The 20568-nt window shown below is 42.2% G+C and carries 16 protein-coding genes and 1 pseudogene; 10 read left to right on the top strand and 7 right to left on the bottom strand.

The window, feature by feature from the left end:
- Window positions 1-9 precede the first annotated feature (9 nt).
- The 7 genes from H8S63_RS10640 to H8S63_RS10610 form a co-directional block, all read right to left on the bottom strand.
- Window positions 10-1185 (bottom strand): DUF418 domain-containing protein, encoded by a 1176-nt coding sequence (locus H8S63_RS10640; protein ID WP_007749594.1) that lies wholly within the window; start codon window positions 1183-1185, stop codon window positions 10-12.
- 106 nt (window positions 1186-1291) lie between these two features.
- Window positions 1292-2086 carry an NAD(+) diphosphatase gene (gene nudC / locus H8S63_RS10635; RefSeq protein ID WP_255421419.1) on the bottom strand — a complete coding sequence of 265 codons (795 nt, stop codon included), beginning with the start codon at window positions 2084-2086 and terminating at the stop codon, window positions 1292-1294.
- Between the two features lie 282 nt (window positions 2087-2368).
- Window positions 2369-4069 carry an ABC-F family ATP-binding cassette domain-containing protein gene (locus tag H8S63_RS10630; protein WP_186926747.1) on the bottom strand — a complete coding sequence of 567 codons (1701 nt, stop codon included), beginning with the start codon at window positions 4067-4069 and terminating at the stop codon, window positions 2369-2371.
- A gap of 377 nt (window positions 4070-4446) precedes the next feature.
- Entirely contained in the window at window positions 4447-5820 is a 1374-nt protein-coding gene (locus tag H8S63_RS10625) for an FAD-dependent oxidoreductase (RefSeq protein ID WP_186926746.1), read from the bottom strand.
- 98 nt (window positions 5821-5918) lie between these two features.
- The gene (locus tag H8S63_RS10620) at window positions 5919-6500 is read right to left on the bottom strand and encodes a DUF417 family protein (protein ID WP_186926745.1); all 582 of its coding nucleotides are present in this window, start codon (window positions 6498-6500) and stop codon (window positions 5919-5921) included.
- 87 nt (window positions 6501-6587) lie between these two features.
- Window positions 6588-7427 carry a helix-turn-helix domain-containing protein gene (locus tag H8S63_RS10615; protein WP_022275560.1) on the bottom strand — a complete coding sequence of 280 codons (840 nt, stop codon included), beginning with the start codon at window positions 7425-7427 and terminating at the stop codon, window positions 6588-6590.
- A 2-nt stretch (window positions 7428-7429) separates the two neighbouring features.
- Window positions 7430-7912 (bottom strand): cytidine deaminase, encoded by a 483-nt coding sequence (locus tag H8S63_RS10610; RefSeq protein WP_186926744.1) that lies wholly within the window; start codon window positions 7910-7912, stop codon window positions 7430-7432.
- Between the two features lie 111 nt (window positions 7913-8023).
- Here H8S63_RS10610 and H8S63_RS10605 point away from each other — a divergent pair, with 111 nt between their 5' ends.
- From H8S63_RS10605 to H8S63_RS10560, 10 genes and pseudogenes are all read left to right on the top strand, one after another.
- On the top strand, window positions 8024-8929 hold the full coding sequence (locus H8S63_RS10605; protein ID WP_186926743.1) for a glucosaminidase domain-containing protein: 906 nt from the start codon (window positions 8024-8026) through the stop codon (window positions 8927-8929).
- A 22-nt stretch (window positions 8930-8951) separates the two neighbouring features.
- Window positions 8952-9535, top strand: a pseudogene (locus H8S63_RS10600) (FAD-dependent oxidoreductase); the annotation flags it as partial.
- Window positions 9536-9663: 128 nt separating this feature from the next.
- Window positions 9664-12273, top strand: a complete 2610-nt coding sequence (locus tag H8S63_RS10595; protein WP_186926742.1) for an ATP-binding protein — start codon at window positions 9664-9666, stop codon at window positions 12271-12273.
- A gap of 117 nt (window positions 12274-12390) precedes the next feature.
- Window positions 12391-14943, top strand: coding sequence for a DUF5686 and carboxypeptidase-like regulatory domain-containing protein (locus H8S63_RS10590; protein ID WP_186926741.1), 2553 nt, complete (start codon window positions 12391-12393; stop codon window positions 14941-14943).
- A gap of 108 nt (window positions 14944-15051) precedes the next feature.
- Window positions 15052-16341: an inositol-3-phosphate synthase gene (locus H8S63_RS10585; RefSeq protein WP_007765839.1), complete on the top strand. Its 1290-nt coding sequence runs from the start codon at window positions 15052-15054 to the stop codon at window positions 16339-16341.
- Between the two features lie 18 nt (window positions 16342-16359).
- On the top strand, window positions 16360-17079 hold the full coding sequence (locus H8S63_RS10580) for an NDP-sugar synthase (protein ID WP_007749641.1): 720 nt from the start codon (window positions 16360-16362) through the stop codon (window positions 17077-17079).
- Entirely contained in the window at window positions 17076-17948 is an 873-nt protein-coding gene (locus H8S63_RS10575) for a hypothetical protein (protein WP_186926740.1), read from the top strand. Before H8S63_RS10580 ends, H8S63_RS10575 begins: the two co-directional genes overlap by 4 nt.
- On the top strand, window positions 17945-18850 hold the full coding sequence (locus H8S63_RS10570; RefSeq protein ID WP_007765854.1) for a CDP-alcohol phosphatidyltransferase family protein: 906 nt from the start codon (window positions 17945-17947) through the stop codon (window positions 18848-18850). The genes H8S63_RS10575 and H8S63_RS10570 overlap by 4 nt, the downstream gene beginning before the upstream one ends.
- 5 nt (window positions 18851-18855) lie before the next feature.
- Window positions 18856-19845 (top strand): lysylphosphatidylglycerol synthase transmembrane domain-containing protein, encoded by a 990-nt coding sequence (locus H8S63_RS10565; RefSeq protein WP_007749663.1) that lies wholly within the window; start codon window positions 18856-18858, stop codon window positions 19843-19845.
- Complete coding sequence (locus H8S63_RS10560) at window positions 19842-20558, top strand: HAD family hydrolase (RefSeq protein WP_186926739.1); 717 nt, start codon at window positions 19842-19844, stop codon at window positions 20556-20558. The genes H8S63_RS10565 and H8S63_RS10560 overlap by 4 nt, the downstream gene beginning before the upstream one ends.
- Window positions 20559-20568 lie beyond the last annotated feature (10 nt).

The raw sequence follows: 20568 nt of genomic DNA, 5'->3' as shown, positions 1-20568 counted from the left end.
TTTTTTCTGTTATTTCTTCGTGCCTATCCAAGTCCATTTATGCCATATTGTTTCCAATGGTCCTTGTTTATGTTTAGACAGCCACCATTTGCAGAACCGAACCTGTGCCAGGAAAAGAATAATACCGATAATCAGGCTAAGAGTATATCCACAGTAAGGAGCAAGATAGAATCCGAATGGGAAATAGATAATGGCTCCCAGAATAGATTGAGAAATATAATTGGTCAAGCTCATTTTTCCGTAGAATCGCAGATTAGATACAGTTTTCTTGAACTGATCCTTCTGATAAAGCAACACGAAAGAAGCAACAAGTACAATCGTAAATGCGAATTTCTGCCACATATCAAAGGCAGTACCTACCGTTTGCTGAATTAAACTGCTGTCACTTTGCATGATCTGTTCTTTCAGAGAATACAGTGGCGCGAAACTGATAGCTGCAATAATAAGTGCTTTCATCCAGAATTTCAAATGAGATTCGGTAGTTACGAACAATTCTTTGCGTCCGATATATAAGCCAAACAGGAAAAGTCCGGCAGTCTGCAAGAAACGTCCGGCACCGATAGCCCAAAACAGGCTTGCTTTCTGTCCTAAAGTAACATTGCCTATCAGAAAATCCCAAAAGTTTCCGGCTTTGGTGTATTCCGCTACTTCAGCATACATGGCTCCGACATTCAAATCGGGTAGGGTATAGGCAGGATTGAAAAGGCTCATTATATAATGAAACCATTCAATCGGTTGCAGTGAAAACAAGATGGCGGTGATTAGAATCGCTTTGTCACTCCATTTACGTACGATAAATAGTACAAGACTGACTACAACAAACAGAAGCAGGACATCTCCTGCCGGGAAGAAAGCAGCATTCAAAGTGGCGAATCCTGCCAGCAATATCATTCTCCATAAAAAGCGGTAACCAAAATCTTTTCCTTTCAACTGCTGGTTGTGCGACTGGATATAGAAAGTGAATCCGAAAAGCAGAGCGAATATGGCATAAGACTTTCCGGCAAGCAGTGAAAATGTCGCATTAAATACTCCGGCATCCAAAATGGTGAGCCATTCAGGAGAACTTTCCGGATATACGGGGAAAATGAAATGCTCCAGGTTATGAACCAGAAGGATGGCCATTACAGCAAATCCTCTAAGAGCATCTACTACTTCAATTCGGGGTGTTTTTGTTGATAATTCCATGGGGCTAATTTATGATTGTTTTTAGTAAATGTTCATTTTACCCATCTCTAAGCAGGCTTCGGGAACATACTGACGGATTCCTTTGATGATATTTTCCATGTTTGATTTATTCATTTGGATGCTCTATCCACCAATCAATCATCTTTCGGGCAAGACTAAGTTTTCTGGGAAGTTCGGGTAAATTGTCTCTTGTATAAAAGTCTCCCGAACTCAATTCTTCATCTTGGAGGTTGATTTCCCCTCCGGCATAATCAGCAATAAAGCCGACCATTAGTCCGCTGGGATAAGGCCAGGGCTGATTACCGAAATAAGTGATATTCTTTACATCCAGTCCGGTTTCTTCTTTCACTTCACGTGCTACACATTCTTCTAGCGTTTCTCCGGTTTCCAGAAATCCGGCAACGAGACTGTTGAATGTTCCTTTAAAATTGCGGGCGTGCACTAAGAGTAGTGAATCTTTTTTTCTCACTAATACAAGAATCGCTGTGGAAATGGAAGGATATACCTCCCGGCCACATTTCGGACAACGCTTCATGATAGATTCTTTCTGTTCCATAGGCGTGCCGCAGGCGGAACAAAAGCGGCTGTTTCTATCCCAATGCAGAATCTCATGTGCTTTTCCTGCTGTCTGATAATGAGACAAAGGAAGATATTCATAGGAGGCACGAAGCCCTATCATGATCCATTGCTCCGATTCTTCAATGGGAGAGGAGAGGGAGAAAGCCTTGCAGTTTCTCCCTTCCAGTGTAGTGATATTGTGTACGGTTGTTTTTTCTTTAATAACAATAGGAGAGCTTTCTCCACATGGGACGGTATATATACCATCCTCTTTTTTCTCAAGAAGCAGTTGGTCTTTGTAAAAGATAAACCACCATGATTGTGCTGTCTGATTCATTTTAATTCTAATTCTTGATCTTCGCGCTGCGAAGTTATAAAAAAACTAGATTGATATTTAGACTTATCAGATAAAATACAGGGCAACTGCACCAAAATTTGATTCATAACGGTACGTAAATGAACTATTTCACCACAGAGGACACGGAGGACACAGAGGCTATAATTGTCTATGAATTAGAACTTTGAAACCTCTGCGTCCTCCGTGTCCTCTGTGGTGAAAAGAATCAAAACTGTGCGGATATGAATTAAATTTTGGTGCGGTTGCCCTGGATAAAATATCAATAGACTAACTCAATAAAATGCATTGTTCGACACCAATTTCCTGAATAAAATAATTGTCGTGTGAGATTGCTATCACAGTACCTGCATAATTTTTGATAGTAGCAGTGATAATTTCAATACTTTGTATGTCCAAATTGTTGGTAGGTTCATCCAGGATAAACATATCAGGGGTATTGTTACTAATCATCAGACAGCAGAAAGCGAGACGCATTTTCTCACCACCACTAAGTTTCCGGCAGGATTTGTCCCATTCGGATGCAGGAAACAAGTAACGGTTTAGAATAATCTTTATTTCATGCTCCGGCAGATTCCGACTGTTGAAAGCGTAAGCCTGTTCAAGAATACTGTTCCGGTCGTCAATGATCGAATACTCTTGATTCAAATAGACATAGCTAAAGTCTGTACGTGTCAGGGTTCCTTCCTGTGGTTGAAGCTGGCCGGTGATTAATTTCAATAGAGTTGTTTTCCCGCTGCCGTTGGCTCCTTCTATGCGGAGGCGGTCTCCGCTCTTTAGTTGAAAGCTGACAGGAGCTTGCCAAAGCTGTTGTTTTGAGATACTATTTTCCTGAATATCATTGCTATTCGGATTGGGAAGACAACCTGTGTCAGACGAATTTATTTCATCATTTGTCAGAATATTATTGTTAATCGAATTGGAATGATAACTGAAATTAATCTCTTTTGCTGTCACTAATATTTTCCCGATATGAAGCGAGGAACTGTTGAAGTCGGTTTTTAATGCAGCAGTCGGAGAGAGCGAACCTCGAAGCTGGTTGCGCTCATCTGTTAACTTCTCGGCTTTTTCCTGATGAACGCCAGTCAGTTTACTAGTGCTCTTCTCGGATTTCCCTTGGAGTGCGTTCAATACAATGCGTGGAACTCCTTTTTTTATATTACTCTTTTCGCCGCGTACATTCTGTTTGTCCCTGCGTTCGGCCGTTTCGCGAGCCACTTTACGGGCAATACGTAGTGCCTTTTCTTTTTCTTCAATACGTTGTTGCAATGCTTCCTGCATCAGCGTTTTTTGTTCTTTGTAGAATTCGTAATTTCCGCCATAATAATTGATTTGATGCTTCTCTAGTTCGCAAATCTCGGGGAGAAGATTGAGCAGGGTACGGTCATGACTTACCACCAACAGGGTGGAACGATATTTCTCTACCCAGTCATATAAACGTTGTCTGCCGGAAGAATCGAGATGATTGGTCGGTTCATCCATAAGTATGACAGATGGATGATGAATGTCCATACCTGCCAGGAATACGCGGGTCTTTTCGCCGCCACTAAGCAGATTCATCGGGTAGGATAGCGTAAACTGTCCTAATCCCCATAAATCGAGAGCGGCGATGGAACGTTCTTCGATATTCCAGTCATCATTTAGAATGGTGAAATTCTCGTTTGAGACATCTCCTGTCAGGATAGCGTGCAGAGCTTGCTGTTTACGTTCAATTTGCAGAGCTTGTGCGATGGTCAGTGAATCATATTGCCCGAAATGTTGCGGGATATAATATAGGTCGTCCGGGCGGACAATGACACCGGAAGAGGGTGATAACTGTCCGGCAATAATTTGTAGCAAAGTAGACTTGCCACAACCATTGTTACCGACTAATCCCAATTTCTGCCCTTTACTGATGGCGAAATTGAGGTCACTGAATAATACTTCTTTATCCGGATGGATATAGCTGATTTGTTGGATACTGATAGACATGATGATCTATTGGGTTTGAGGTTGAAAATAGAGTGAAAAAAATCACAGGATAGGGGGAACGACAAACACAATACTGGCTAAACAACACGGATTTCGTGATGCTTAACAAAATAGAAAAAGCATATAAGAAAAGTGATGTTTACTTAGAAGTGTTGTCTTACTTAGTAATTCTCATTGTGGTAGGTATATAGTTTAACTTGGCTGCAAAGATAACACTTTCTATTAGATTTCGCTCTATTAAGACTGAAAAAGAATGAACTTCATTTATTTAGAGGCTCCGTTTACCTCATTCAGAGCCTCCGATTACTCCAAATAGAGCCTCTGTTTACCCTATTCAGAGGCTCTGTTTTAGAAGTGAGTTATACTCTTTCTTATTCTTATACATCAAACAGTTGATTTAATCCTTCACTCATACTGGGATGCGTGAAGATAAAATCGCGCAGGAAAGTGGCATTCTGCCCTGTCTTTATTGCCATAGCTACAATATTTATAATTTCCGAAGCGTCAGCGCAAAATAAGGTACATCCCATAATTTTTCCATTATGATTGTTGATGATTGCTTTCAGCATACCGTCCGTCTGTTGCAATGTACGTGAACGGACAACGGAAGTTGCCGGAAGTCGGGATACTTTGAACGAATAACCTCTTTTCAGTGCTTCTTCTTCAGTAATGCCAATATGCGCTAAAGGCGGATCAATAAATACGGCATATTGAACAGGATCCCTATCTCCGATATCACGTTTCTTATCTCCGAAGAGTTGATCGCGTATAATCCGAAAATCATCTAGTGAAAGATAAGTAAATTGTGGTCCGCCTTTTACGTCTCCCATTGCCCATACGTGAGGAACGGTGGTGCGCAACTGATCGTTTACAACAATTGCTCCGTGTGCATCTACTTTTACACCTGCTGCTTGTAAATTCAATCCTTCGATCATCGGTTTCCGCCCTGTTGCGATAAGAATTGCGTCTCCGTCTACAAAGTAAGGAGTGCGGTCAGATACATCCGAATAAGTCAGTGTCACTCCGTCACTCGTATCATGAATAGACTGTGCGCGTGTATTCAAATGAATCTCAATGCCTTTTTTCTCCATTACATCTTTGACATTGTTAGCGATATCTTGATCGTTGCGAGGCATAAAACGGTTGCCTCCTTCAAGAATCGTCACTTTACTGCCAAATCCGGCAAACATCGAAGCGAACTCCAAACCGATATATCCGCCGCCGACAATAATTAAATGTTTTGGCAGGACATTCATATCCAAAAGTGTGGAGCTGGTATACACATACTTACTTTGTTGAATCCCGTCGATTGCCGGAATGATCGGAGTGGAACCGGTATTGATGAAAATTTCCTTTCCTTGCAGTTCAATATCTCCGTTGGGAAGCACTACTTTTATAGTGTTAGGTGATACAAAGGAAGCTGTCCCTGTATAAATAGTCACATTCGGACGCTTGCTTAGATTCTCGTAATTAGTTTCCCGAAGAAAAGAGGTTAGCCTGTTCTTACGGGCAATAGCCTGCTTATACATATTAGTCTGCTTCAGAAAATCCCCATGGTATAGCAATGAAGACATCTCTGCTTCATGTATCAATGCCTTTGTCGGGATGCAGGCTATGTTAGGACAAGAACCTCCGTACATCATGTTGGAGCGTTCTACGATGGCAACTTGCCACCCTCGATTGGAAAGTTCGGCAGCCAGGACTTTTCCTGCCTTGCCGAATCCTATAATAATTGCATCATACTGTTTCATAACTTCTTTGATTAACGATTTGTATTAGGCTATATAACACAGGGTAAAGCCTATTTGTTTCGTTATCTCAAGAAGTCGGAACTTCTTACGGAGTCAGATTAGTCTTTTTTAATTATTTTGAGTACGCGTTGTGACGAGTCGGATAATAATACTACAGCACTGGCTAGGATCACAATGTCTTTAATCACCAGCCGCCCTGCACCGGAGAGTAATGGAAAGCCGAATTCTCCACTACCCAGATTAGGAACCCATACTTCGGGAGTCGTGACGAGAAAGGATAGTGTGCCGAGTGTCATGATAATGGCTAATGTGTCGCCTATCAGTCCTACTTTCGGGAAAAAGATTCCTAGAAATACTAGAATGCCGATACTCATGATGAGCGCTCCCAATCCGTAGGAGAAAGTATATGTATTGTTTGCTTCGTGCCATGCACGATTCTCCGGCACGAAAGCGCCTTCCGGATTTTTGTATTCTTTGTATTCGGGTGCGTCTTTAGCATAGAAGAAACTCATGAAAGGACTGTTGGCAACAAACGGAACAATCCCGTCGGCCTCATAGTGAAAATACTTCAATCCGCCAATCCATACGAATACTACTAAGATAGCTACGCGGATAAATTTGATACCGAAATTCTTCAGACCGGATGTGAAGGTTAGTAGAGTGATAAATTTCTCTTTCATCTTGTTGGGGTTTTATTGGTTTAACTTACACCGCAAAGATCGTGCTTTTCCAATACTTTCCCAATGGCAATACTTCCGTATCCCTTATCAATTTTTCCCTTCTTGTGTATTTCTAAATTGTACTGCACTCTGTCCGCTTATATTTTTAAAGAAACGGCTGAAAGAAGCCTGATCCTCAAAACCTAGAATATCAGCAATCTCCTTTGCACTTTTGTTACTGTAAAGCAGAAGGCGTTTGGCTTCCGCTTCTACTCTCTCGTGAATCACTCGGAGCGGAGAGGGGAGTTTGCATGTGGAAAAGATATTCGATAGTGTTTTGGGGGATTTGTGTAACATATCGGCATAATCCTGAACCTGCTTCTTCGTACGGAAATGCTCGTCAACTAGATTGTAGTATTGGCGTACGATTTCAAAGCCGGATTCTTTTTCGCGGGTGATATTCATACGGTTGCGTGCAATGCGCGTACATTGAATGATGAACCGTTTCAGCAGGATACGCAACATTTCTTCCTGCAAACTGTCAGTTACGGTGAACTCGTTTTCCAACGCTTCGGTGATGGTATCCAATTCCTTGCGTTCTTGCTCATTCAGCATGAAGCGGATCAGATGGGACGAACCGTTGAATAGGAAACCGCTGCATGATACTTCATGATCATTTCCATAAATACAATAGAAGTTGCTGTTGAATAGGAGGGTCAGGTATTCACCGTCGATTGATTTGAATTCGAGGTGTTGCAGATGGGTAAGTGAGATTACCTCATCCTTGACCAATACCATTTCCTGGTGGTCAATTTCTACCGTGATACTTCCGTTGCGCACCCATATAAACTTATAGAGTCCTTTTTCTCTTTGTAACGCTTTCTCTGTCAGATAAGAATCCGTGAGTGCGAGAGTGCCTTTTAGTTTTGTGTGATATTGTTGTAACATACTTATTCCTCCATAGCTGATGCATCAAATGATAGCGGTAGCAAATCACCTATATTCTTTATTTCGTAAATACATTCTTTGCCGTAGAGCAAGATACGTATTGGTTGCCCATAGCGTTTCTCCGTTTCCAGAATCACTTGTCGGCAGGCACCGCACGGAGGAATCGGTCGGTCTATAAAATCTTTTTCCGTTCTTGCTGCAATGGCAAGGGTAACGACCGGTTGGTCGGGATATTGGGAATTGGCATAGAACAGCGTGGTACGTTCCGCGCAAAGTCCCGACGGGTAGGCGGCATTCTCTTGATTTGTTCCTGTTACGACAATTCCGTTGCCGAGAAGTGCGGCAGCACCTACCGAAAAATGCGAATAAGGGGAATAGCTGCGTGCTGTTGTATCTTTGGCGGTTTTAACGAGTGCCTGGTCGGCCTCATTCAGCTCATCATATTGATATACTTTAATCACTGCGGTAATTATGAGGTCTTTCATACGCGTTACGGTATTGGTTTCTACAATTAATGTTACAAAGTTAGGAAAGAGATTGATAATCCCAATTATTTTTCGGATTTTTGTGTCCTTATAATACATATCTGAATTAAAATGGAGAACAAACTGTATAGACTTGTCTTTTTAACCGTAGTTTTCTTCTTTGCCATAGGGATGCAAGCGCAGAGGCGGAATGCCCGCTATGTAGAATATATAAACAAGTATAGCGAGCTGGCTGTTGAACAAATGAAACTTCATAAGATTCCCGCTAGTATCACGTTGGCGCAGGGATTGCTGGAAAGTGGTGCAGGATATAGTCAGTTGGCGCGAAAGAGCAATAACCATTTTGGTATCAAATGTGGCGGCAGTTGGCGGGGGCGTAGCGTCCGTCATGATGACGATGCGCGCAATGAATGTTTTCGTGCTTATAAGCATCCGCGTGATTCTTACGAAGACCATTCCGATTTTCTTCGAAGAGGAGCCCGTTATGCCTTCCTTTTCAAACTTGATATTACCGATTATAAAGGATGGGCGCGCGGATTGAAGAAAGCGGGATACGCAACTGACCCTTCCTATGCTAACCGCTTGATTACGATTATCGAAGATTACGATCTCTACAAATATGACCGCAAAGGTGTTTATTCGGAACGTAAGTTACGCAAAAATCCTTGGCTGATGAATCCTCATCAGGTATATATTGCCAATGATATTGCCTATATCGTTGCCCGTAACGGCGATACCTTTAAAGATTTAGGTAAGGAGTTTGATATTAGTTGGAAGAAGCTTGTGAAATACAATGATCTGCAACGTGATTATACGTTAGTAGAAGGAGATATTATCTATCTGAAGAGCAAGAAGAAAAAGGCTTCCAAACCTTATACCGTATATATTGTAAAAGATGGAGATTCCATGCACGGCATCTCTCAAAAATACGGTATCCGCCTTAAGAATCTGTATAAGATGAATCGTAAGGATGGCGAATATGTCCCCGAAGTAGGAGACCGTTTGCGTCTGCGGTAGGTTACTGTTTGATAAAAAAGAATTGCCGAATGACTATCCGGATATGCCTAGCAGCCTGATGCACATATATTTGATAGAAGCGGGACCGAGATTACTTGGCGGGATGTCGGAGGATTCGTCATTGTACGCAGAAAAATTTCTTCGTGAGATGGGAGTGAATATTTTGCTGAATAAACGAGTGATAGACTATCGCGACCATAAAGTTATACTCGAAGATGGAACAGAAATCGCTACACGTACTTTTATTTGGGTAAGTGGTGTTACCGGAGTAACTATCGGTAACATAATCCATCGTTGATAGGTCGTGGCGGACGTATTCTGGGCTCTATGACGACAGTAGGACGTAACCGTGCTGTTGCGGAATTTAGTAAAGTGCAGATGCAAGGCTGGTTGGCTTGGGTTATGTGGTTGGTAGTCCATCTGCGTTCCATTCTTGGAGTGCGTAACAAGGTGGTCGTGCTTCTTAACTGGATATGGAATTATTTCATTTATGATCAATCTATGCGTATGATTGTCTATGCGCGAAAAGCAAAAGAAATTCGTGACCGGGAAAAGGTGGAGGCAACTACTCATTTAGGGCAGGATTTACTGTCAGAAGATCAGTAGCCTTTCCATCATACATAACCGGATACAGCTTTGTGGAAGGAATAAAAATATAGGGCTATTTGCATTGTTTTCAATATAATAACTTATCTTTGTGCACATAATATTGAAAACAACGCTGGCTTTTGCTTATGAATCGACGATATTGCTGTTTGTTTGTAGTTCTCTTTTGGGCTGTTCTTATTCAGGCGGCAGCTACGGAACGTACATTCAATATACTTTTTCTACAATCTTATACAGCGCAGACTCCTTGGCATAGCAGCCTAAACCAAGGATTGGCAAAAGGATTCAGAGAGAGTGGGATAAAGGTGAATATTACAACAGAATATCTGGATGCCGATTTTTGGACATTCCGGTCGGAGAAGGTAATCATGCACCGCTTTTGTGAACGTGCCCGTGAAAGGAAGACCGATTTGATTGTTACGGCAAGTGATGAGGCCTTTTACACGCTTTTTGCCTGTGGCGATTCGTTGCCCTTGCAGATTCCGGTAGTGTTTTTCGATATTAAATATCCTGATGAAAAATTGATTGCTGCCCATCCTAATGTTTGCGGGTTTATTGCCAATCCTGACTTTGATGTGATTCTCCGTCAGGCTCAGAAAATATTTCCTTTACGGAAAGAAGTGCTTTGTGTGATAGACAATAGTTTTCTGAGTGCAAGGGGGCTTAATGACTTTCAAGAGGAGTGGGACATCTTTCAGAAAGATCATCCGGATTATGATATGAAAATCTATAATACCCAGAATCATACGACCAGTCATATTATTGCAGCTATTTGTTATCCGCGTAACAGTCACGGGCGTCTTGTCATAGCTCCTAAATGGTCTCCTTTCCTCTCATTTGTCGGGAAGAACTCTAAAGCTCCTGTGTTTGCAAGCCAGAATGTAGGGCTGACTAATGGTGTATTCTGTGCCTATGACAGTGATGCTTATACTTCGGCTTTATTGGCTGGGCAAAAGGCTTCTCAAGTATTGAAGGGGACATCTCCACAAGAAATAGGAGTAACGGAAAGCAAGCAGGGATTTATATATGATTATAAGCAATTGGATTTCTTCTACGTTGATCCTGATAAGGTAGCCTCAAGTGGAATAATTGTCAATGAACCTTATTGGGAGAAGTATAAATTCCTATTTATTCTTCTTTATCCGTCTATTTTGGCGTTGTTGGTTGTTTCCGTCGTATGGCTGATGAGGGTTAACCGGCGCGAATCTAAACGGCGGATTCAAGCACAAACCCGTTTATTGGTGCAGAATAAGTTGGTAGAACAGCGTAATGAGTTTGATAATATTTTCCATTCTATCCGCGATGGGGTGATAACGTATGATACTGATTTGCATATTCATTTTACGAATAGTTCTCTGCTGAAAATGCTCCATTTGCCTAGCGAGGCGGGAGGACGTGTTTATGAAGGGATGATGGCAGGCAGTATTTTCAATATATATAATGAGGGGCAGGATATTCTTCATAAGATGCTGAAACAAGTGGCCAGCACAGGGGAGAGCGTGCAGATACCTCAGGGTTCTTTTATGAAAGAGGTGCATAGCGATAAGTATTTCCCGGTGTCTGGAGAAATTGTACCTATCCGTTCAAGGGGTATGATTACCGGTATGGCGTTTTCCGCCCGGAATATCTCGGATGAAGAAATGCAAAAACGTTTTTTTGATATGGCGATGGATGAAAGTTCCATTTATCCGTGGCAATTCGATGTGGAAACAAATTGTTTCATCTTTCCTCAGGGCTTTTTGACACGTCTGGGATATGAAGAATCGGTTACGATAATTTCACGTGAGGATATGGAGCGGACGGTTCATCCGGACGATTTGAAGGAAGTGAAACTGTTATTTGGCAGGGCGCTGACCGGAGAAGATACGAATACGCGCCTGAACTTCCGTCAACGTAACGCTGATGGTGAATACGAGTGGTGGGAATACCGTTCTTCCGTTATCACAGGATTGACGCAAGACTCGCTGTATAATATATTAGGTGTCTGTCAAAGTATTCAGCGATATAAGACGGCCGAACAGGAAATGAGGGAAGCGCGTGATAAAGCTCTTCAGACTGATAAACTGAAATCAGCCTTCCTTGCCAATATGAGCCATGAGATTCGCACTCCATTGAATGCTATTGTTGGTTTCTCTGATTTACTGAGTGATACAAGTGGGTTTACAACAGAAGAAGTTGCTCAGTTTATTGCGACTATTAATAAAAATTGTGGTTTGCTGTTGGCATTGATTAATGATATTCTTGACTTGTCCCGTATAGAGTCAGGTACGATGGAATTTATCTTTGCGGAACATAACTTACCTCTGCTGTTGAAGACTGTTCACGATTCGCAGCGGTTGAATATGCCTCCGGGAGTGGAACTGCTGCTACGTATGCCCGAAGGGGATAAAAAGTACCTTCAGACAGATAATGTACGCCTGCAACAGGTAGTGAATAATCTGATTAATAATGCGGCTAAGTTTACATTCAGCGGTTCTATCACTTTCGGTTATGAAGAAGAGGAAGAGCCCGGATATACCCGTATCTTTGTAGAAGATACCGGAGTCGGCATTTCGGAAGAAGGTATCCGGCACATCTTTGAACGGTTCTATAAAGTTGATAATTTCACACAAGGGGCAGGATTGGGATTGAGTATCTGTCAAACAATTGTCGAACGTTTAAAAGGAACTATCTCTGTAACTTCCGAAGTGGGTAAGGGAACCCGTTTCACTGTGCGCCTTCCCGATTATTGCGAATAAATCGGACTGTTCTTCTTTGATTGTGTCAAATAAGAACACTTCTTCCGTCAAACAGACCTTTTTTTGTCCTTAAATACCTGTACCTTTGTCCCGCTCAATTCAATAGGATTTTAAGGTATGAGACTAATCGTAAAAGGTACACTGACGCTCTTTCTTTTATTGTTAATCAGTATTCCTCTAAGCGCACAGTATGTAGTGCAAGGAGTGGTGACTGATTCTCTGACAAAAGAACCTCTACCTTATGCATCTGTACGTTTGAAAGACACGACTGAGGGAACTACGACCGGCAGTGATGGACGCTTTTATTTCAAGACCAACCGTTCCGAAGCAATTCTTGTGATATCGGTCATCGGCTATAACGAAAATAGTCGGAGGATTTATCCAGCCCGTAATTTATTCTACAAAGTAGCGCTTGCACCTACTGCTTATGACCTTTCTGAAGTCGTGGTAAAACCCAAACGGGAACGTTACCGGAAAAAAGATAATCCGGCAGTGGAGTTTGTTCGTCGGATGATTGAGAGTCGTGATAATTATTCTCCAAATGAAAAAGATTTTTGGCAACGCGAACGTTATGAGAAGACTACTTTCGCGCTGAATAATTTTGATGAAGAGAAGCAGAAGAAATGGTTATATCGTAAATTTGATTTTCTTACCGAGTATATAGATACTTCTGCCGTCACCGGTAAACCTATTCTTACCGTATCAGCCCGAGAGTTGCTTGCTACGGACTATTATCGGAAATCTCCCCGCTCCGAGAAACAATGGGTGAAAGGACGCAAACAGGCAGGTGTTGATGAGTTCCTTTCCAAACAAGGGATGCAGGCTGCTATCAACGAAGTTTTCAAGGATGTGGATATTTACGAAAATAACATTTCCCTGTTTACCAATAAGTTTGTCAGTCCACTGTCCCGAATCGGTACGGGATTCTATAAGTATTATCTGATGGATACATTGCAGATAGCCGGTGAACCTTGTGTAGATCTGGCTTTCACCCCATTTAACTCCGAGTCTTTCGGATTCAACGGACATCTGTATGTAGTGCTCGACTCTACTTATTTTGTCAAACGTGCCGTGTTCAACTTTCCCAAAAAGATAAACCTGAATTTTGTAGACTATATGTTGCTCGAACAGGAATTCAAACGTGCCGAAGACGGTACGCGCCTACTCGATCATGAAAGCATTACGGTTGAATTTAAGTTGACCGAAGGGCAGGATGGGATCTTTGCCCGTCGTGTGGCGGATTATAGCAATTATACATTTGCACCGACTGCAGAAGCCGACAAGGTTTTCACCAAGCCGGAACGTATCATTGAAGAAACGGAGGCTTTGGCGCGTTCCGAATCTTTTTGGGCGGAGAATCGCCCGGAAGCCGCTATCTCGCAACAAGAAAATTCGGTAGATCACTTGATGGCACAGTTGCGCAGTTATCCGGTCTATTATTGGACAGAGAAGGTGCTTTCTATCCTCTTTACCGGATATATCCCGACCTCTAAGGAAGCGCCTCTTTTCTATATTGGCCCGATGAACGCCACTATTAGTGGTAATACACTCGAAGGTCCCCGTATTCGTGCCGGAGGGATGACAACTGCCTGGCTTAATCCTCATCTGTTTGCAAAAGGGTACATTGCGTACGGTTTTAAGGATGAACGTGTGAAAGGATTGGCGGAACTGGAATATTCGTTCAAAAAGAAAAAAGAATATGCTAACGAATTTCCTATTCACTCTTTGAAGTTACATTACGAGTCTGATGTCAACCAATACGGACAAAATTACCTGTATACGAGTAAAGATAATGTGTTTCTGGCTTTGAAACGTGAAAAGGATGACCGTATCGGTTATTTCAAACAGGCGGAAATGACCTATACCAATGAATTCTATTCGGGCTTTTCTTTCCAATTGACAGCCCGCAGGCGGACGGATGAGTCTTCGTATCTGATTCCTTTTCTGCGAAAAGAAGGCAACGTTTATACTCCGGTCAAGGATTTTTCTACCAGTGCGGCTGAGTTGAAGTTACGTTATGCCCCTAATGAGAAGTTTTTCCAAACTCAATGGAACCGTTTCCCCGTTTCGTTGGATGCACCTGTCTTTACCTTATCGCATACTATTGCCGGTAAGGGTATTTTAGGTAGCGATTATACATATAACCATACTGAGGCCGGTATCCAGAAGCGGTTCTGGTTTTCTGCTTTCGGCTATACGGATATTATTCTGAAAGCGGGTAAAGTGTGGAACAAAGTTCCTTTCCCCTTGTTAATCATGCCCAATGCCAACCTTTCTTATACCATTCAGCCTGAATCTTATTCATTGATGAATGCGATGGAATTTATGAATGACGAATATTTCTCATGGGATGTTACCTATTTCCTCAACGGTTGGTTATTCAATCGTATTCCATTGTTAAAGAAGCTAAAATGGAGGGAGGTTGTCTCATGTCGCGGGTTGTATGGGCATTTAAGTGATAAGAACAATCCGGCCTTGAGTGATGGCTTGTTCGCTTTTCCGATAGCGAACACACAGTCAATGGGGAAAACACCATACGTGGAGGCAGGGATAGGTATTGAAAATATTCTCAAGGTATTACGCTTGGACTATGTGTGGAGGCTTACATACCGTGATGCACCCGGAATTGACAAATCAGGATTGAGGATAAGTCTCCACATGACCTTCTAAAAGTTAAATCCTGCTAATTGCCATGTTTATATGACAAATAAAGCTCGTTTTAATAATTAATTAATCTTATTTTTGCAACAATTTTAGTTTAATTTTAATAGAATAGAAATGAAACAAGAAATTAAGCCCGCTACCGGACGTCTCGGCGTGTTGGTAGTTGGAGTGGGTGGAGCAGTTGCTACCACAATGATTACGGGTACACTAGCCTCTCGCAAGGGACTGGCAAAACCGATAGGATCTATTTCACAGTTGGCTACTATGCGCATGGAAAACAATGAGGAAAAACTTATCAAAGATGTTGTACCTTTGACAGATTTGAATGACATTGTTTTCGGAGGTTGGGATATTTTCCCGGATAACGCATACGAGGCTGCTATGTATGCAGAAGTCTTGAAAGAAAAAGACCTGAACGGAGTAAAAGACGAATTGGAAGCCATCAAGCCAATGCCGGCAGCTTTCGATCACAATTTTGCTAAACGTCTGAATGGTACTTATATCAAGAATGCTGCTACCCGTTGGGACATGGTAGAACAACTCCGTCAGGATATCCGTGACTTTAAGGCTGCTAACAACTGCGACCGCATCGTTGTTCTTTGGGCTGCCAGCACAGAAATCTACGTTCCGTTGTCTGACGAACATCAGTCACTCGCTGCTTTGGAAAAAGCAATGAAGGAGAATAATACGGAAGTTATTTCTCCGAGTATGTGTTACGCTTATGCTGCTATTGCAGAAGGTGCTCCGTTTATTATGGGTGCTCCTAACTTGTGCGTAGATACTCCGGCTATGTGGGAATTCTCTAAAAAGATGAATGTGCCTATCTCAGGAAAAGACTTCAAGAGTGGTCAGACTTTGATGAAGACTGTATTGGCTCCGATGTTCAAGACTCGTATGTTGGGTGTGAGCGGTTGGTTCTCTACCAATATATTGGGTAATCGTGATGGTGAAGTGCTTGATCAGCCGGAAAACTTCAAAACAAAAGAAGTCAGCAAGCTGTCTGTAATCGATACTATCTTCGAACCTGAAAAATTCCCCGATCTTTACGGAGATGTTTATCATAAGGTACGTATCAACTACTATCCTCCTCGCAAAGACAACAAAGAAGCATGGGACAATATCGACATCTTCGGATGGATGGGCTATCCGATGGAAATCAAGGTAAATTTCCTTTGCCGCGACTCTATCCTTGCTGCTCCTATCGCGCTCGACCTTGTATTGTTCAGTGATTTGGCAATGCGTGCAGGTATGTGTGGCATCCAGACTTGGTTGTCATTCTTCTGCAAGAGCCCGATGCATGATTTTGAACATCAACCGGAACACGACTTGTTCACTCAATGGAGAATGGTAAAACAGACATTGCGTAACATGATTGGTGAAAAAGAACCTGATTATTTGGCTTAAATAGGAAGATATAATAGAATGAAATATGCGTTAATAGCCGCAGGGCAAGGTTCTCGCCTTGTCTCTGAAGGGGTGAAGGTTCCTAAACCGCTTGTACAAGTGGGGGGTACTCCTCTATTAAGCCGATTATTTCGCATTTTCCTTGATAATGATGCAGAGTCTATCTGCATCATTATTAATGAAGAAATGTCCGAAGTTCGTTGTTTTTTGGAACAACAACAGCGACAACTACCCATACCTCTGAATGTGATTGTAAAATCCACTCCCGATTCTTTCCATAGTTTTTATGAACTCATGCCTTATCTGCAAGGCGAAGGAAAATTCTGTCTGACAACGGTAGACCCGATCTTTCGTGAAGCAGAGTTTGCTGATTATATTCGTACTTTTCGTGCTGATGAATCTGCTGATGCTTTGATGGCTGTTACGGATTATATTGACGACGAACGTCCTCTTTATGTCAAGACAGCGGATAATTTGCGGATTACGGGATATGCCAGTGAGGCTTATGACGGCTTGCGTTATATATCGGGAGGAATTTATTGTATGAATCAGCGTGCTTTGGCACAGTTGCCTTTAGCGATGGAGGCAGGAGTTTCCCGTATGCGCGGTTTCCAACAATATCTGGTTGATGCCGGTTTGCAGTTGCGGGCTTACCCATTCTCAAAAGTAATAGACATAGACCATGCGGCGGATGTGAAGAAAGCCGAACTTTTTTTAGATGAACAACTGATTAAATGAGATCCTTGATTTTTGCGGGAATACAGCGATATTCTCTTTTTTCACCCAATCATGTCGGCAATGATGCCGCCATCTTTTCGGCTGTTGCCCAGTATTTGAAAGAAAATGGTCATCAGGTGAATATGTATACGGAACAGGAATTCCTGACTAATTCGTTGAAAGGCGAGAAGTATATATTTACCATGATGCGTAGTAAGGCTTCTGTGCGGAAGTTGCAGAAGTTGGAAGGAAAAGAGGATTGCTTTGCGGTCAATTCCGGACATGGTATCGAGAATTGCACACGTGAGCGAATGACTACTCTGCTGCTTGAAAATCAGATTTCTCACCCTCGAAGTTTGATATGGGATACGAATGATGGTGTCCCCGAAGCATTGATAAAACCTGTATTTGAGCCTTGTTGGTTGAAACGTGCGGACTTTCATGCCATTCATCGTGAAGATGTAACGTTTGTACGTACTTCTGCCGAATTGCAGGAGGTCATTGCGGAATATGCTTTGCGTGGTATCGAACGTGTGGTGATTAATGAGCATTTGAAAGGTGATTTGGTTAAATTCTATGGAGTAGCCGGTACTGATTTTTTCTATTGGTTTTATCCGCAGGAGGGTAATCATAGCAAATTTGGCCTTGAAGAGATTAATGGTGCTCCGTCTGGCATTCCTTTCTCGGAAGAGGGGTTGCATCAACTTTGCAGTGATGCGGCGAAAGTGCTGGATGTGACGGTATATGGTGGCGACTGTATCGTAGCACCGGATGGAACGATTCGTATCATTGATTTTAACGATTGGCCTAGTTTTGCTCCTTGTCGTCAGGAAGCGGCGAAGGAGATTGGTGGAATTATCATAAGAAAAGTAGAGAACGTAGGATTATGAATAATGAAGTAAGTGCAAAGGGGCTGGAGGCAACCTTGAAGTCTACTGATACGGAAGAATGGATCGACTTGTTGTTCTACCGTCCTATCGGTTATCGTTGGGCTCTTCTGTTTCGTCATTTGGGAGTTACTCCTAACGCTATCACCATAGCTTCTATTTTTTTGGGGATAGCTGCCGGTATATTGTTTTATTATAATGACCTGCTGATAAATATAATAGGTATGTGTTTGCTCGTTTGGGCAAATATGTATGACAGTGCTGACGGACAGTTAGCACGTATGACTGGGCAAAAGTCTGAAATTGGTCGTATTCTGGATGGAGTATCCGGTGATTTTTGGTTTATTTCTATTTATGTAGCTATCTGTTTACGACTGACACCGGAATGGGGGTATTGGATTTGGCTATTGGCTGCGGTAGCAGGATTTTCGCATAGTAAGCAGGCGGCCATGGCGGATTATTACCGGAATGTGCATCTTTTCTTCTTGAAAGGGAAATCCGGCAGTGAGTTGGATAATTCCGTGCAACAACGCGAGTTGTATCTTTCGTTGTCATGGAAGAAAGACTTGGTGCGGAAAACATTCCTTTGGTTTTATACGGGTTATACGCATTCGCAGGAACAATTCTCTCCGGCTTTCCAGCGTTTTTTTGCGGCGTTACGTGCGAAATATGGCGAAGTATATCCGCAAGAGGTTAGAAACCGTTTTCGTGAAGGTAGTCTTCCATTAATGAAATACACCAATATTCTTTCATTCAATACACGTGTTATTGTGTTGTTTATTTCGTTATTGGTCAATCTGCCTTGGATTTATTTTGTCTTTGAACTGACCGTACTTAACGGATTACTGATATATATGATATGTCAGCACGAGCGGTTGTGCAGACAAATGTACCAAAACTTATAATATTTATGAAGAGTCGTTTTAGAAACATTTTCCTTGTGTTTGGCATTGTAGCTGTTGTTATCATGCTTTTCACTTTTGATGTATCTTATGAGGAGTTGTTGAACAATCTGAAGCGTGCGGGGATTTACCTGCCGTTGGTGTTGTTGCTGTGGCTGGTTATCTATGCCATTAATGCTCTTTCGTGGTATATTATTGTGCGTAGCGGGGGAAAAGTATCTTCATTGACTTTCTCTAAGTTATATAAATTTACGGTCTCCGGATTTGCTATCAACTATGTTACTCCGGTGGGACTGATGGGAGGGGAACCTTATCGTATCATGGAACTTACTCCCTACGTAGGAGTGGAACGTGCTACTTCATCGGTCATCCTTTATGTAATGATGCACATTTTCTCGCATTTCTGTTTATGGTTGAGCGCTGTCGTAATTTATGCGGTGTTCTATCCTGTCAGTTGGGAAATGGGGATTGTGCTGGGATTGGTAACGGTTTTCTGTTTGCTGTTGAGTATCCTGTTTGTGAAGGGATACCGTCATGGGATGGCAGTGGCTTGTGTCCATTTGGGAAGTAAAATACCGTTTCTGAAGAAATGGGTTATCCGTTTCTCGGAGACTCATAAGGCGAAACTGGAAAATATAGATAGCCAGATTGCCTTGTTACATCGTCAAAAGAAAAGTACATTTTATAGTGCGTTGTTTTTGGAATATCTCGCACGCGTTGTTAGTTGTATGGAAGTATGGCTTATATTGAATGTGCTTACTACTAATGTCAGTTTTGTGAGTTGCGTTTTGATTTTGGCATTCTCTTCCTTACTGGCCAATTTGTTGTTTTTCTTGCCTATGCAGTTAGGAGGCCGTGAAGGTGGATTTGCTTTGGCGGTAGGTGGTTTGTCTCTGTCGGGAGCCTATGGTGTATATACAGCACTGATCACCCGTGTTCGCGAATTATTCTGGATTGTGATAGGTCTTGCATTAATGAAGATAGGAAATAAAAAATGATAGATAAAGATAAGATAAAAGCGGTTGCTTTTGATTTTGGCGGAACGCTTGACTCGCCTTTTTTGCATTGGATGGATATTTACATTCATCTTTATACGATGAAGTTGAATCTTCCTTTGACAAAAGAAAATTTTCGAGATTCGTATGTGTATGCGGAGCGGATGATGGAGCAATTGCAACTAGTAAAGCCCGAACATTCCCTGCTTGAGACGCAGGCATTTAAGACCGACTTACAGTTTAAAAGTCTGATAGAACGTGGCGTTTTGCCGGATACACCGGAGAATAGGAAGAGTTTGCCTTTAAAAGCAGCCCGCCTTGTGACGGATTATTCATCGGATTATGTGGTCGCATCCCGTACTGTACTTGATGAGTTACATCGCTCATACACCCTGTTGCTTGTTTCCAATTATTATGGAAATCTTAAGAAGATTGTAACGGATTTGGGAATTGTATCTTATTTTCACTCTATCACAGATTCGACGCTTGAAGGTGTACGTAAGCCTGATCCTTCCTTGTGGAAACGGGCAATTGACCGTGCCGGATTTGCCTATGAAGAAGTGCTGGTTGTCGGTGACTCGATGAAAAATGACATTCAACCGGGATTGTCTCTTGGTTGTCAGGTTGTTCAAGGTTGTCCGGAAGGCAGAACAGGAGAAGTCGGTATACCTTTTATTACCCGTTTATCGGAGCTTCCGGCATTGCTTTCTATATAGTTTCAATAAC

This window comes from Bacteroides sp. NSJ-39 (genome assembly GCF_014287315.1).
Classification (GTDB): Bacteria; Bacteroidota; Bacteroidia; order Bacteroidales; family Bacteroidaceae; genus Bacteroides; species Bacteroides finegoldii.
Note: the sequence above shows the minus strand (reverse complement) of the source record. Positions and strands in the feature narration are given on the sequence as shown.